The sequence below is a fragment of the Paenibacillus jilunlii genome, from assembly GCF_900102965.1.
GTDB classification, from domain to species: Bacteria; Bacillota; Bacilli; order Paenibacillales; family Paenibacillaceae; genus Paenibacillus_AQ; species Paenibacillus_AQ jilunlii.
In genome coordinates this window covers 1-13,928 of record NZ_FNGM01000008.1, presented here as the reverse complement: position 1 = coordinate 13,928, position 13,928 = coordinate 1, and the positions used below count along the sequence as shown (strand labels likewise).

13 protein-coding genes are annotated in these 13,928 nt (G+C 55.0%); 5 read left to right on the top strand and 8 right to left on the bottom strand.

Annotation, left to right across the window (positions count from 1 at the left end):
* Positions 1-54: 54 nt before the first annotated feature.
* The 4 genes from BLQ82_RS14970 to BLQ82_RS14955 all read right to left on the bottom strand — a co-directional run bounded on the left by BLQ82_RS14970 (position 55) and on the right by BLQ82_RS14955 (position 4,379).
* Positions 55-315: a hypothetical protein gene (locus tag BLQ82_RS14970; protein ID WP_062524850.1), complete on the bottom strand. Its 261-nt coding sequence runs from the start codon at positions 313-315 to the stop codon at positions 55-57.
* Positions 316-567: 252 nt separating this feature from the next.
* Positions 568-2,148: a UDP-glucose--hexose-1-phosphate uridylyltransferase gene (locus tag BLQ82_RS14965; protein ID WP_062524852.1), complete on the bottom strand. Its 1,581-nt coding sequence runs from the start codon at positions 2,146-2,148 to the stop codon at positions 568-570.
* Positions 2,149-2,212: 64 nt separating this feature from the next.
* Positions 2,213-3,199 (bottom strand): UDP-glucose 4-epimerase GalE, encoded by a 987-nt coding sequence (gene galE, locus BLQ82_RS14960; RefSeq protein ID WP_062524854.1) that lies wholly within the window; start codon positions 3,197-3,199, stop codon positions 2,213-2,215.
* 1 nt (position 3,200) lies between these two features.
* On the bottom strand, positions 3,201-4,379 hold the full coding sequence (locus tag BLQ82_RS14955) for a galactokinase (protein ID WP_062524856.1): 1,179 nt from the start codon (positions 4,377-4,379) through the stop codon (positions 3,201-3,203).
* Between the two features lie 235 nt (positions 4,380-4,614).
* On the opposite strand from BLQ82_RS14955, the gene BLQ82_RS14950 reads away from it, so the two are divergent.
* The gene (locus BLQ82_RS14950) at positions 4,615-5,472 is read left to right on the top strand and encodes an AraC family transcriptional regulator (protein WP_062524858.1); all 858 of its coding nucleotides are present in this window, start codon (positions 4,615-4,617) and stop codon (positions 5,470-5,472) included.
* Positions 5,473-6,362: 890 nt separating this feature from the next.
* Here the strand turns inward: BLQ82_RS14950 and mgrA are convergent.
* From mgrA to BLQ82_RS14930, 4 genes are all read right to left on the bottom strand, one after another.
* Complete coding sequence (gene mgrA, locus BLQ82_RS14945) at positions 6,363-7,364, bottom strand: L-glyceraldehyde 3-phosphate reductase (protein WP_062518921.1); 1,002 nt, start codon at positions 7,362-7,364, stop codon at positions 6,363-6,365.
* Between the two features lie 137 nt (positions 7,365-7,501).
* The gene (locus BLQ82_RS14940) at positions 7,502-8,239 is read right to left on the bottom strand and encodes an NAD-dependent protein deacylase (RefSeq protein ID WP_062518919.1); all 738 of its coding nucleotides are present in this window, start codon (positions 8,237-8,239) and stop codon (positions 7,502-7,504) included.
* 32 nt (positions 8,240-8,271) lie between these two features.
* On the bottom strand, positions 8,272-9,045 hold the full coding sequence (locus tag BLQ82_RS14935; protein ID WP_062518917.1) for an HAD family hydrolase: 774 nt from the start codon (positions 9,043-9,045) through the stop codon (positions 8,272-8,274).
* 40 nt (positions 9,046-9,085) lie between these two features.
* Positions 9,086-9,829 (bottom strand): alpha/beta hydrolase, encoded by a 744-nt coding sequence (locus tag BLQ82_RS14930; RefSeq protein ID WP_244280802.1) that lies wholly within the window; start codon positions 9,827-9,829, stop codon positions 9,086-9,088.
* Positions 9,830-10,030: 201 nt separating this feature from the next.
* Between BLQ82_RS14930 and BLQ82_RS14925 the strand changes: the two genes are divergently transcribed.
* The 4 genes from BLQ82_RS14925 to BLQ82_RS14910 form a co-directional block, all read left to right on the top strand.
* The gene (locus tag BLQ82_RS14925) at positions 10,031-11,071 is read left to right on the top strand and encodes an acyltransferase family protein (protein ID WP_062518913.1); all 1,041 of its coding nucleotides are present in this window, start codon (positions 10,031-10,033) and stop codon (positions 11,069-11,071) included.
* Between the two features lie 302 nt (positions 11,072-11,373).
* On the top strand, positions 11,374-13,059 hold the full coding sequence (ilvD, locus tag BLQ82_RS14920; RefSeq protein WP_062518911.1) for a dihydroxy-acid dehydratase: 1,686 nt from the start codon (positions 11,374-11,376) through the stop codon (positions 13,057-13,059).
* A 67-nt stretch (positions 13,060-13,126) separates the two neighbouring features.
* The gene (locus BLQ82_RS32010) at positions 13,127-13,402 is read left to right on the top strand and encodes a hypothetical protein (RefSeq protein WP_062518909.1); all 276 of its coding nucleotides are present in this window, start codon (positions 13,127-13,129) and stop codon (positions 13,400-13,402) included.
* 248 nt (positions 13,403-13,650) lie between these two features.
* Positions 13,651-13,928, top strand: a 278-nt coding sequence (locus BLQ82_RS14910; protein WP_074648801.1) for a transposase, incomplete at its 3' end; no start/stop codon positions are given.

Below are 13,928 nucleotides of genomic sequence, written 5' to 3'. Positions count from 1 at the left end.
AAGCCGGTAAGTAATTGCTAGTTGGAATTAGGATATCTAGACCGACTCCCCCCCTCAGAACTCGGCCTTCGGCACTCCAACAACGGTATTTCTGCCGTTGTTTCCAGGCAAACCGGCCTTCAACGCTATAACAACGGCATTTCTGCCGTTGTTTCCGGGCAAGCTGGCCTTCGGCACTCCAACAACGGTATTTCTGCCGTTGTTTCCAGGTAAACCGGCCTTCGACGCTCCAACAACGGCATTTCTGCCGTTGTTTCTAGGTAAACCGGCCTTCGACTCTCCAACAACGGCATTTCTGCCGTTGTTTCCGGGCAAGCTGGCCTTCGGCACTCAACAACGGTATTTCTGCCGTTGTTCGTTACAAATTGGTCCAAAGTGTTTATTCTACAACTTTGGCATAATTTTATTCACAAGCGGAAGTAATCCATAGTTTCCTATACAAGAACAAAAATGTCCCCGCGCCGCAACAACCGGGGACATTTCATAAAGCAGGGCTATAAAATTAGCAGAGCCTATACGGCTTCCGATAAAGCCTTATGCACACACAGGAGCTGTGCAGACGCCGGCTCAGCGGAAGCCCAGGCTGTGGGCAAAACGGCGGAAAGCCGCCTGGCCTTCCGGTGTCCGCTTATAGACACCGGCATGCTCCAGAATGTGGGTGAATTTAATGCCGACCTCATTCTGCACGGCCTTGACTGCCTCTTCACGCTCCATAGCCGTCCCAAAGCGTGACACCAGCTCCTGAACCCAGGAAGCATGCTGCGCCAGCACATGATCTGCCTGTGACTGTACGCCTTCCAGCAGAGCCGTGTCTCCGGCGAGAATCCCGGCGATGGCATCCAGCTCTTCCTTCAGGCGGCCCGGCAGAATCGCCAGCCCCATCACTTCGATCAGGCCGATATTTTCTTTCTTGATATGGTGCATCTCCCGGTGCGGATGAAAAATCCCTTCGGGATGCGCCTCGCTGGTCCGGTTGTTGCGCAGCACCAGATCCATTTCGAATCCGCCGTCTTCCGACCGGCGTACAATCGGAGTGACGGTATTATGCCGCGTCTGTTCCCCGTCCACCTCGCTTGCGGCCAGGACTTCGGCTTCAGGATCACTGTAGACTTTCCAGGCTTCATAGATTTCATTACCGCATTCCAGCAGCACCGCCGGATCTGTACCATTCAGACGCAGCACCGACATCGGCCACTTCACAATGCTGAGGCTGACACCCGGATAGGCAGCGTGGGTGAAGGTAACCTCCTTCGGTGCTTTCTGGATCGGAAAAGTATGGCGTCCGCCCTGAAAATGGTCATGGGTCAGAATGGAGCCGCCAACGATCGGCAGATCGGCATTGGAGCCGATGAAGTAATGCGGAAAAGCTTCCACAAAGCTAAGCAGGCGCTTCAGCGAATCCTTTGTCAGCTTCATCGGCACATGATCGTGGTGGAACACGATGCAGTGCTCATTGTAGTAGACATAAGGAGAATACTGGAGGAACCAATTCTCGTTGTTCAGCTTCAGCGGAATAACGCGCAGATTCTGCCGCGGCGGATGATTGAGCCTTCCGGCATAACCTACATTCTCGCGGCAAAGCAGACATTTCGGATAGACCGGCGGCGGCAGCAGCCGGGCCATGGCGATTTCCTTCGGATTTTTCTCCGGCTTGGACAGATTGATCGTCATCTCAATGTCGCCGTACGGAGAATCCTGCAGCCAGAACACGTTTTTGGAGATGCGGTCCATACGGATATAATTGGAATCTATGCTCAGCTTATAAAAGCGGTCGGTTGCCGCCTCAATGCCCTTCTCCGCAGAAAGCCTGTAGAACTCGGAATTGACCTCGGAAGGGCGGGCCATGAGAAGGCCCATGATTTTGGCATCCAGCAGGTCGCGGTACGTATCGGTATTCTCGGGAATCAGGCCGGTTTCAAAGCCATAGTCGATCAGAACATCCAGCGGAGCCTGCGGGCTCTCAAGCGGAGCCTCTGTGAATTCTGCAGCATACGGCTCGCTGAAGCCGAACTGGTCCAGCAGCGCATTGCGGCTGTAATCGGCATCCGCAGGCTGAATTAACTGCTGATGGCTGGCAAACAGCACCAGCTGTTCGATCGCATGCAGCGCCTTCTGCGCAGCGGGAGCGGCACTCTTTTCGTTATCCATTTCATTACTCCTTCATCTGGCTGTGCTTACCCTAATGGTGTAGATATTCGACCGCGTCGGATATCTATTCCCCATAGCCCTGCGGATTGGCCGAATGCCAGTTCCAGGCGCTTTGGATAATGCCTTCGACATCGGCGTGCTGCGGATTCCAGCCAAGGACAGACCGGGCTTTGTCGGAGGAAGCGACCAGTACAGCCGGATCTCCGGCGCGGCGCTCCTGAATCACTACCGGAATATCCAGACCGGTTACCTTCTTCGCCGTTTCGATGACCTGCTTAACGGAGAAGCCCAGCCCGTTGCCCAGATTAAAAATGTTGCTGGCGCTGCCGCTGCGCAGGTAGTTTACTGCCCGCACATGGGCATCCGCCAAATCGCTGACATGGATATAGTCGCGCACACAGGTGCCGTCTTCTGTCGGGTAATCGTCACCGAAAACCGCAATGCTCTCGCGCTGCTTCAGCGCAGTTTGCAGCACCAGCGGAATCAGATGGCTCTCCGGACGGTGGTCTTCCCCGATCTTCCCGCTGGCATGAGCACCTGCGGCGTTGAAGTAGCGCAGCGCCACATATTTGATGCCCAGCACCTTGTCGAACCAGGCCATCATCCGTTCCATGGTCAGCTTGGTTTCACCGTACACATTGGCCGGCTCCGTGCGGTCGGTTTCCTCAATCGGCACCTTCTCCGGTTCGCCGTAGGTTGCGGCTGTGGAGGAGAAGACGATTTTGTCCACACCGGCCTGCTGCATGGCTTCCAAAAGACACTGGGTGCCATACACATTGTTGTCGTAATATTTGACCGGGTCCTTCATGCTCTCGCCAACCAGTGAGCTGGCGGCAAAGTGGATGACGGCATCGATTTTATTTTCCGAAAAAAGCTTATTGAGCGTTACCTTGTCACGCAGATCCCCCTCATACAGCTTGCCGCCCAGCAGCGCCTCGCGGTGTCCTGTCAGCAGATTGTCGATCACCACAACCTCTTCGCCCCGCTCCAGCAGCTCCGCTACGGTATGGGAACCGATATACCCTGCCCCACCTGTTACTAGAATCGCCATCTTACTCCACTCCCTTCAGTTCTTCTACTCCATTGCCAATCCCGCATACATAGAACTCGCCGGTTAAACCGGTTCTGGTTCTGTAGGCTTCTCCTACTTCACGAATAAAACGTTCCACGTCGTTCTCATGCACCAGCGACACAGTACATCCGCCGAACCCTGCGCCGGTCATACGGGAGCCGAGGGTGCCGGGAATTTTTTGTGCTTCTTCCACCATGACATCCAGTTCTTCACAGCTGACTTCGTAGAGGTCGCGCAGCGAGACATGGGAATCATTCATATACAGGCCGAACTGCTTCAGGTCGTTCTGCTTCAGCACTTCCACGGAGTCCAGCACACGCTGGTTCTCCTCCACTACATGGCGGGCGCGGCGCTGTACAGTTTCGTCGGTGATTTTGTCCTTGTGCGCTTCAAATTGCTCAGGCGCAAGCTCTGCCAGGTAAGACAAGCCCGGAACCTCCTGCTTCAAAATCGCCAGGGCCTCTTCGCATTGGCTGCGGCGCTCATTGTATTTGGAGTCCACCAGGCCTCTCTTCTTGTTCGTGTTGCTGATGACCAGCTTGTAAGAGCCGGTCACAAAAGGAACCAGGCTGTACTCCAGCGTGTCGCACATCAGCAGGATGGCCTGGTCGCGCTTGCCGTTGGCCACGGCGAACTGGTCCATAATCCCCGAATTTACGCCCACGTACTGGTTCTCCGCACGCTGCGACAGCAAGGCGATTTCCACAGTATCCGTATTTCCGCCGAGCAGCGTCAGGAAGGCGAAGCCGGTGACCACTTCGATGGAAGCCGAGGAGGACAGGCCCGAGCCGTTCGGAATCTCGCCGTGGAACAGGAGGTCATAGCCTGCAGCGACCGGAAGATCTTTTTTGGCCAGTTCCACCATCACACCTACCGGATAATCCACCCATTCCCCGGTTTTGGCTTTGCCGATTTCACTGTAGTCAATAGAAGCTTCATATGGAAAATTCGTCGATGCGAACTGAACCTTGCCGTCGCTGCGCGGCCGCACGATCAGTGTAGTCCCGAAGTCCAGCGCTGCCGGAAACACGTAGCCCCCGTTGTAGTCCAAATGCTCTCCGATGAGATTCACCCGCCCCGGAGCATAGAATACACGTGCCTCCTCTGTGCTTTCTCCGTATTTCTCGATAAATTTGCCTTTCAGATCCTGTACACTCATTAATGCCACTCCATCCTTTCGCTGCTTCTCGCTTGAACTTTGGAAATCGTATTGCGTCGTTTATGCTTACATTATAATCAAATCAGACTTGCCCTGATAATGCAATCATGTGTGTAATGCATGGACAAATGTGACTTTTCAAAAAAGTGGCGATATAATCAAAAGGAAGTCCTCTCGCCCTATTCACCCGTCTGCACGGTTATGGCAGCGTTAACTCAAGAAAGGCGGTTCCAGCGTGGAACATACTTATTCCGTAGGGTCCAATCCCGTGGTTTATGACCGGCAGCATTTACATGTGCTTTTTGCCGGCGAGAGCCAGACTCTGCCTCTGCATCAGGCCGGTCCCAAAATCTACGATTACTACCTCATGCATTTCATTGAATCCGGCTTCGGAGCCTTCCGCACCGAGGAGCGGAAGTACGAGCTTGGGCCGGGTGACTGCTTCCTGATTCATCCCGGACAGCTCGTCAGCTATGTCTCGGACGAGGCGCAGCCCTGGCGCTACCGCTGGGCAGCCTTCACCGGCACGGACGCGGACGCGCTCGTGCTGCAGACCGGCTTCACTCCGCAGAAGCCGGTCCTGTCCACCACCGAAGGCAGTGTCTTCCCCGGCGCCCTGGCCGGGATGATGCGTGCCTTCTATACGGGCAAAGAGAGCGCCCATCTCACCTCGCTGGGCTATCTCTATCTGCTCGTCGGCGAAGCAGCCGAGCTGCTTCTCGCCTCTTCCCGGCTGCCCGGCGCGGAATCGCAGGTTAAGCGCACCGTGAAGCAAATGATCCACTACATGGCGGCCCAGTACGCCCATCCCGTCTCCATTGAGCAGATGTGCGCCAGCCTGGGCTACAACCGCGCTTATCTGTCACGCATCTTCAAGCAGGAAACGGGCCTGTCGCCCGTAACTTACCTGCTGAAGCTGCGCATTGAGAAATCGCGGCTGCTGCTGCGGGAGCGCCCGGAGCTGTCCGTTGAGCAGGTTGCGGCCTCGGTCGGCCTGACGGATGCCCTGTATTTCTCCCGGCAGTTCAAGCGCTTCTGCGCGCAGTCCCCCACCGCTTACCGCATTGCTACGGCAAGGCATGGGGAGAAATAGATGGCGGCCCTGGGGGACGGACGGGGCTGGCGGACGGACGGGGCTGGAGCTCGCGTCGGACGGGGCCCGCGGGTGGATGGCCGGAGCTGGCAGACGGACGGGGTTCGCGTCGGACGGGGCTGGGGGACGGTTGGGGCCCGCGACGGACGGGGCTCGCGGGTGGATGGCCAGAGCTAGCAGACGGACGGGGCTGGCGGCCGGCTGAGGCTCGCGGAGTTTCTGCCAGTCCCCCTGGGTCCGGTCCAACCTGTTCATAATCGCCAACATTGGCTGAACGCTAAGTAGAATTGTACTTACGCCTTTTTCCTCAGATTGTTCCCGCTTGAAACTCCACTTGCGGTAGGTGCTAAGTGGAAAAAGTAAACCTAATTTGCCGGAAATCTGGCGGGAGCAGGTTTTAGTGGGATTTTGTCCACTTAATTCAAGCTGTTTCCTCACATCCGGACGTTTATTGGTGAATTAGTGATACTTTTTCCCACTAAAAGTGCCCCAGCGAACAGTCAAGCCGGATTAGTGATACTTTTTCCACTCAGAACGTCCCAGCATACAGTTGAACCAGATTAGTGGTACTTCTCACGCTAAAATACGCATGGAGACTAAAAGTCCGGATTACGTATGCTTTTGCCCTACTCAGCGCGAAGCTTCCATGATAAACCGGACTTGAGACAGCGCCCGGAGCAGGAACTGACAGGCCAACGCTGGACCTGTTCCGGGCCTCCGCTTCTCTCTTCTTTCCTAATAAAAGCGTTAGCAATGCAAGCAGCTCCTGCAAATACTTTGCATGACCGGCCACCGGCCGGACAATCTGCACGAAAAGCCCGTTTCCGGATCAGCAGGAAGCGGGCTTTTCAGATGTGATGCTGTTTTTATACAGAGCAGCTTATTCTGAACTACTCGCTGTCCGTCTTCAGGATCGTCTCGATCCGGTCCAGCTCCTCCTGCGAGAACTCGCCGTGGGATAATGCGGCGATGTTCTCTTCAATTTGGCTAACCCGGCTCGCGCCGATCAGTGCAGAGGTAACCCGTCCGCCGCGCAGGGTCCAGAGCAGCGCAAACTGCGCCAGAGACAGGCCGCGGGAGACGGCAAGCTGATTGAGCGCGTGAATTTTGCGCAGCACTTCGGGGGTAATCCGGCTTTCGTTCAGAAAAGCGGACGGACCTGCCGCCCGGGAACCCTCCGGAATACCGTTGAGATATTTGCTGGTTAACAGGCCCTGCGCCAGCGGGGTGAAGGCGATGCTGCCAACACCATGCTCCTCCAGCACATCCTGCAGCCCGCCTTCGATCCAGCGGTCCAGCATGGAGTACCGGGGCTGATGAATCAGCAGCGGCGTGCCGAGGCTGTTCAGAATACGGATGGCCTCCACGGTCTGCTCCGCCGTATAATTGGACAGCCCCACATACAGTGCCTTGCCGGAACGGACCGCAGTATCCAGAGCGCCCATCGTTTCTTCCAGCGGCGTCTCCGGGTCAGGCCGGTGCGAATAAAAAATATCCACATAATCCAGCCCCAGCCGTTTCAGGCTCTGATCGAGGCTCGCCAGCATATATTTACGTGAACCCCAGTCCCCATAGGGGCCGGGCCACATATAATACCCTGCCTTGGTTGAAATAATCAGCTCATCACGGTAGGGAGCCAGATCGCGGGCAAGCACCTTGCCGAACATCTCCTCCGCCGACCCGGCGGGCGGCCCGTAGTTATTGGCGAGATCAAAATGGGTAATCCCGAGGTCAAACGAGCGGGTGATCATCTCCCGGCCCTTTTCATAGGTATCGATGCCGCCAAAATTATGCCAGAGTCCCAGTGAAATGGCCGGAAGCTTGAGGCCGGATCTGCCCGTGCGGTTGTACCGCATCCCTTCATACCGTTCATCGCTAGCCACATATACCATTCTTCATCCCTGCCCCTCGTTTCGCTGATAGACGCGCTACCCTATTTTAAACCACTGGAGGTGAATGTAATCTTCTGAGAACCAGGCAGTTTATAAAATATATTTTCTTACTGCCTCCCGGCATAGCTGCTGCCGGCTTACAGCAGTTCCTGAACCTTCCCCATCACAGCGCCGATCCGGTCCGTAATAATCAGATCGGCCTGATGATCATACGGAGTCGGATCTCCGTTCAGCAGCACCGTGTGCCGGCCCCGGAAATAAGTAATCAGGCTGGCGGCCGGCTGCACCGTAAGCGAAGTCCCGCCGATGATGAGCAGGTCTGCAGCAGCAATGGCCGCGACCGATTCAACAAGGACATCATGATCCAGCTCCTCTTCATAGAGCACCACATCAGGTTTGATAATCCCGCCGCATTCCGGGCAGCGCGGAACTCCGGTCCCGGAGGCAAGCACCTGGTCCAGCCCGTAATAACGCGAGCAATCCATACAGTGGTTGCGGTGAATCGAGCCATGCAGCTCCAGGACTCGCTGGCTTCCAGCCAGCTGATGCAGGCCGTCGATATTTTGTGTAATAACCGCTTTGAGCTTGCCGTCACGCTCCAGCTGGGCAAGAAGCTGATGCGCCCCGTTCGGCTTCGCTTCCGGGTGAATCATTTTGCTGCGGTAAAAGTCAAAAAAAATGTCCGGCGAGGACATAAAAAAACTGCGGCTCAGCATTACCTCAGGCGGATAAGGAGAATTGTGCTGTGTCTGATACAGCCCTGCCGCTGAGCGGAAATCCGGGATTCCGCTTTCTGTGGATGTTCCCGCCCCTCCAAAAAAAACAATGCTGCCGCTGTCCTTAATCCAGGAAACCAGTGTCTGCAATGGGTCCATAAGCCTGCACGCATCCTTTCCATATATATAATTCAGATTGTGAGACGAAGCTGATGATAGCCGGAAATGACAGTATCCGCCTCCAGCAGGTGAGCGGTGCTCCCGGCTGGCGATATGCCAATGGACAGGCGCAGGCCCGCGCCTTTGCCTAGCTGCATATCGGCGTTACTATCGCCGATTATCACAGTCTCCCCCGGGTCAAGGCCCAGCTCCCGGCAGGCGGTCTCTGCCATTTCCGGCGCGGGCTTGCCGTGAGTAACGCGGTCTCTTGTAACTATCGTATCAAAATAACCGGTAATCCCCATCCATTCCAGCTGCTCGCTGGTGGTCACAGCCCCATCGGAAGTAACGACGCCAAGCTTCAATGAAGCTGCGGCACACTGCCGGAGAAACGGCAGCAGCTCCGGCAAGGGCTGGGCCTTGCGGAGACGGCGCAGCTCATTCATCGCTTCCTTGCCGATGGCCGTTACCTTGGCAAGCGCTTCGTTCCAGGGGACTCCCGCTGTATACAGCTGCCAGGCCAGGATGCCATTTGTCTCCTCTGCGGTAGCCATGGACAGCGGACCGGCAGGGTCATAGCCGATCACCTGCCCGGCGTCGTCATGCACTGTACCAAGCACCCTGGCGAGGCCCCGGCCGGAGCCAGAGTTGTCTTTTCCGATGAACGCCAACTGGTTCTCCAGCCCCTTCAATACCAGATCAGCCCAGGTTCCCCAGGTCGCGAGCAGATCGAGCAAGGTGCCGTCCTTGTCGAACAATATGCCCTTGCAGGGTATGGCCAGATCATTTACATGCAGTACAGCCATTCTTCAGCTCCTCTCCTAATGAACAGGTGAACAGGGCAGCTTAACGCAGATTGCCCATCCAATCCAGCATCGCCCGCGCGGTGAGGGTCTGCTGCTCTTCCTCGGATATCGCAGCTTTCCCGTCGCCCTTCTGCTCGCCATAACTTCCGTACTGGGCATGATTTCCGCCTTTGACCGAATAATATACCGTGTTGCCGGGCAGATAGGAACGCCCTTTATTATATTTGTCCTGGTCAACCACTTGATCCTCCGTGCCCAGTATCGACAGGACAGACAGCGTAGTATCCTTCAGACTGCCCTTCTCATCCGGGTAGGAGGCCAAAAAATATACCCCCTTCAGCTGGTCCGCATGTTCTGCCGCATAACGCGAAGCCATGACCCCGCCCAGCGAATGGCCGCCCAGCACAAAAGACAGCTTCGGATGCACGCGGATGATCTCTCCGGCCGCATCGCTTTTGATGACTGCGAGGTTCAGCGGCATTTTGGCGATATAGAACGGGTGTCCGGCTGCAGCGATTTTTTTGGCCAGAGGAGCATAAGCCTCCGCTGCAACCAGCGCTCCCGGGTAAAAAATCACGGCCGCTCCAAGAGTGACCGAAGGCTCAAATGAAATCCAGTTATCATTTTGTTCCACCCGGACGCCATTTGCGGAGACCAGTGCACTCTCTGCCTTTTCCTCAGGCGCATAAGGTGTTAAATATCTCCACAGAAAAAAACCTGCCGCAATCAGAATAGCAAAAATCCCCAGTAGGACACGGCGCTTCGTTAATTTTTTTCCCATCATGCTCACTCCCGATGACTGCATACAGAAAATTATAGAGGAATCAATGCATTCAAACAACCTTCAACACATCGCCACAATTATCCGCTATGATAGCGCTTACTAAATTGGTATTTGTGATGTATTTCACAATTGTTTTTCCGGAAATCTAGTATTTTAAAATTAAAGTAATTTGCTTAGCGCAAGCCTATTGGAGGTAAAGTCATGGTAGCTAACAGTTCACTTACAGCACGCGGAGAAACCTTTTTTCTTAACCTGCGCTTCATGCTTATAGTCACCGTTTTTGCCGGCAATGCCATTGAACCTCTGATTCATTCCTTGAGCGGCATGCACAGCCTGTATTTGTGGATTTTCAGTTTCCATATGCCGCTGTTCGTGCTTGTTACAGGCTATTTTGCCGGAAAAAGCCTCACCGGTGCCGCCGGACGCAAGGTCCTGCTGCAAATCGGACTCCAATACCTCATTTTTCAGACTCTGTACTCCGTGCTGGACGTATCCGTCTTCCATGCAGCTAATATCCATCATTCCTTTTTCGCGCCTTATCTGCTGCTGTGGTTTCTGGCCAGTCATGCCTGCTGGCGCCTTTTGATGCTGGGCATGGGCAGATGGAGCAGGGCGGCACAAATTATTTTCTCCGTTTCGGCCGGTGTCGCTGTCGGCTATTTGCAGCTTGACGGTATCTGGTTCAGCATCAGCCGCACCTTTGTTTATCTGCCGTTTTTTGTAATCGGCTACCATTTCTCCTTTGAGGCTTTTGCCCGGCTTTACAATAAATATGTTAAAATCGCTGCCGCTGCCGCATCGGTCCTGCTGCTCCTCCTGCTGGGCACGCTCGGTTCGGAGCTTCCGCTGGGCTGGCTGTACGGCAGCATGACCTATATGCAGCTTGACGCGCCTGAGTGGTATGCAGGTGTGTACCGGCTGGGAATGTACGGGCTGCAGCTTGCCGCTTCCCTCGCTTTTCTGGGATGGGTGCCTCACCGGCTGAGCCGGATGACCGACTGGGGCCGCCGCACACTGTATGTCTTCCTGCTGCACGGCTTTGTGGTCCGCCTCGCTGCCGTGTCGGGAATTTACGCTTATCTTGGCAATGCCGCCGGGGCAACGCTTGTGCTGCTGTGCGCTGTTGCTTTTACAGTGCTGCTGGCCCAGCCCGCAGTCAAACGATGGCTGCATCCCCTTGTCGAGCCTTCCGTGGACTGGATGATTTCTCTGCAGCGCGCCGCCCTGCGCCGTTCCCTGTAACATAATTCCAAATCAGCCTATCCCCTCCGGGATGGGCTTTTTCCGCGTCCGGCAAGGGAATCTTCTAATGACAAACTTCACATTGCCCGGTAGAAAAAAGAGGTTTTTTGTGATAGACTCTCTAATAACGTTCGTATTATATCCGCTTATATTTTATAGAAACGGCTTCGCCCTCTTCTATTTTTCGTCAGGAAGCTGGACCCCGTTCTTTCTATAAGCCGCAGATACGCAGATTTTGGGATTGCATTGCGTTAATGCGACACTATATCCGGTTCACAATTAATTAGGAGGGGAATGTCATCATGGCAGTCAAGAAAATGCGTTCAGACATGATCAAAAAAGGCTTTGACCGCGCTCCGCACCGCAGTCTTCTGCGGGCAGCAGGTGTAAAAGAGGAGGATTTCGGCAAGCCGTTCATTGCGGTCTGCAACTCCTATATCGACATCGTGCCTGGCCACGTGCATTTGCAGGAATTCGGCAAAATCGTCAAGGAAGCGATCCGCGAAGCCGGCGGCGTTCCTTTTGAATTCAATACGATCGGCGTCGATGACGGGATCGCCATGGGACATATCGGGATGCGTTATTCCCTGCCAAGCCGCGAGATCATTGCCGATTCCCTGGAAACGGTTGTTTCCGCCCACTGGTTCGACGGCATGGTCTGCATTCCCAACTGTGATAAAATCACCCCGGGCATGATGATGGGCGCCCTGCGCGTCAATATTCCGACGATTTTTGTCAGCGGTGGTCCTATGAAAGCCGGTGTGGACAGCAAGGGGAAAAAGCTCTCCCTGACTTCCGTATTCGAAGGCGTAGGCGCTCACCAGGTCGGCAAAATCAATGATGATGAGCTGCTTGAACTGGAACAATACGGCTGTCCAACCTGCGGCTCCTGTTCCGGGATGTTCACCGCGAACTCCATGAACTGTCTGGCTGAGGCACTGGGCCTCGCGCTGCCGGGCAACGGCACCATTCTCGCTGTAGCCGAAGAACGCAAGGAATTCGTCCGCAAATCGGCTACCCAGCTCATGGAGCTGATCAAGCTGGATCTGAAGCCGCGTGATATCGTAACCAAAGAATCGCTCGACAATGCCTTCGCACTGGATATGGCCATGGGCGGCTCCACCAATACGGTGCTGCACACCTTGGCTCTGGCTCAGGAAGCGGAAATTGACTACCCGCTGGAACGCATTAACGAAGTTGCTAACCGCGTGCCTTACCTGTCCAAGCTGGCTCCGGCCTCCGACATCTTCATTGAAGACGTTGACCGGGCGGGCGGCGTGAGCGCTGTACTGAATGAGCTTTTGAAGAAACCGGGGGCCATCTTCGGGGATTGCATGACCGTTACCGGCAAAACGCTGGCCGAAAATGTCACCGGGCATGAAATCCTGGATACGACGGTTATTCATCCGCTGGACAACCCGTATTCCGAAGTGGGCGGTCTGTCTGTCCTCTACGGCAATCTTGCACCTGAAGGCTCCATCATCAAAGTCGGTGCGGTGGATGCTTCCGTAGGCGGCTACCACAAAGGACCGGCCATCTGCTTCGATTCGCAGGAAGAGGCGCTTGAAGGCATTGCCAACGGCAAAGTCAAAGAAGGCCATGTAGTTGTAATCCGTTATGAAGGTCCGAAGGGCGGACCGGGCATGCCGGAAATGCTCGCACCAACCTCGCAGATCGTCGGCATGGGTCTCGGCGCCAAGGTGGGTCTGATCACCGACGGCCGCTTCTCAGGCGCATCTCGCGGCATCAGTATCGGCCATATCTCGCCGGAAGCTGCGGAAGGCGGCCCGATCGCCTTTGTCGAGAACGGCGACATCATCGAGCTGGACCTCAACAACCGCAAGATCGAGCTGCTGGTTGACGAGGAAGTGCTGGCTGTCCGCCGCGCCGGCTGGAAAGGCTTCGAGCCGAAGGTGAAGACAGGCTACCTGGCCCGCTACTCCAAGCTGGTAACCAATGCCAGCAAGGGCGGCGTGTTGAAGATCTAATCGGCACTGTTCAATTTGCACAGCACCGCTAACGTTTCCGTGCGGGAAGCACAAGAACGGTGAGTGAATGTGCTTCAAAGGTTTCCTGGCTAAGACACCTGCCAGGAGAATCACAGATGTTGGTTCACAAGAGCTCCGTAATAACGGCATTTCTGCCGTTGTTACGGAGCTTTTCTGCTGCGGCGGGACAAACAACGGCATTTCTGCCGTTGTTACGGGGCTTTGGCGCTGCGACGGGACAAACAACGGCATTTCTGCCGTTGTTACGGGGGTTTGGCGCTGCGCCGGGACAAACAACGGCATTTTTGCCGTTATTGCGGGGGGTGCTATGGCGGCGGGATAGCGTAAGAGATGTGTAGGAAGCATACGTAACTTCTCGGGGCTTCCTTAGCCGGTTAGGTGGAAAAAGTAAAACTAATTCGCTCGAAAATGCTGCGCTCCGCAGGCTAAGTGGAAAAAGGGACACTAATTCAGCTCGTTTCTCTCCTGGTGGAAGGAAATTGCCGAATTAAGTTTCCTTTTGAAAGTAGAATAAAAAGTGGACACCCGTTAAGAGAGTATGAATAATGAACTTAACGAGGAGGTGTTCACATGGGTGAACAACGGCAACGGTACAATGAAAAGTTTAAAAGAGAAACGGTCAAGTATATTCAGGAACAGACGAAGACAGTGGTGGAGATTGGTGAGGAGCTGGGCATCTCCCCTGGCGTACTGCACAACTGGCTGGCAAAGTATCGGGAGTTCGGGAATGAACCTGTAAACAGTGCGGAAAAGGTTCGTGAACTCGAGCAGCGACTGTTGGAACAAGAAAAAGAATTACAGGCAAGGGCGCAGCGAATTGCAGACGTCGAAGAGGAGCTCGCCATCGT

What these genes read in the sequence shown, in the direction of transcription:
- BLQ82_RS14965 (WP_062524852.1), bottom strand. Translation starts at nt 2,148, where the DNA reads ATGGATAACGAAAAGAGTGCCGCTCCCGCTGCGCAGAAGGCGCTGCAT.
- galE (WP_062524854.1), bottom strand. Translation starts at nt 3,199, where the DNA reads ATGGCGATTCTAGTAACAGGTGGGGCAGGGTATATCGGTTCCCATACC.
- BLQ82_RS14955 (WP_062524856.1), bottom strand. Translation starts at nt 4,379, where the DNA reads ATGAGTGTACAGGATCTGAAAGGCAAATTTATCGAGAAATACGGAGAA.
- mgrA (WP_062518921.1), bottom strand. Translation starts at nt 7,364, where the DNA reads ATGGTATATGTGGCTAGCGATGAACGGTATGAAGGGATGCGGTACAAC.
- BLQ82_RS14940 (WP_062518919.1), bottom strand. Translation starts at nt 8,239, where the DNA reads ATGGACCCATTGCAGACACTGGTTTCCTGGATTAAGGACAGCGGCAGC.
- BLQ82_RS14935 (WP_062518917.1), bottom strand. Translation starts at nt 9,045, where the DNA reads ATGGCTGTACTGCATGTAAATGATCTGGCCATACCCTGCAAGGGCATA.
- BLQ82_RS14930 (WP_244280802.1), bottom strand. Translation starts at nt 9,829, where the DNA reads ATGATGGGAAAAAAATTAACGAAGCGCCGTGTCCTACTGGGGATTTTT.
- BLQ82_RS14925 (WP_062518913.1), top strand. Translation starts at nt 10,031, where the DNA reads ATGGTAGCTAACAGTTCACTTACAGCACGCGGAGAAACCTTTTTTCTT.
- ilvD (WP_062518911.1), top strand. Translation starts at nt 11,374, where the DNA reads ATGGCAGTCAAGAAAATGCGTTCAGACATGATCAAAAAAGGCTTTGAC.
- BLQ82_RS32010 (WP_062518909.1), top strand. Translation starts at nt 13,127, where the DNA reads ATGTGCTTCAAAGGTTTCCTGGCTAAGACACCTGCCAGGAGAATCACA.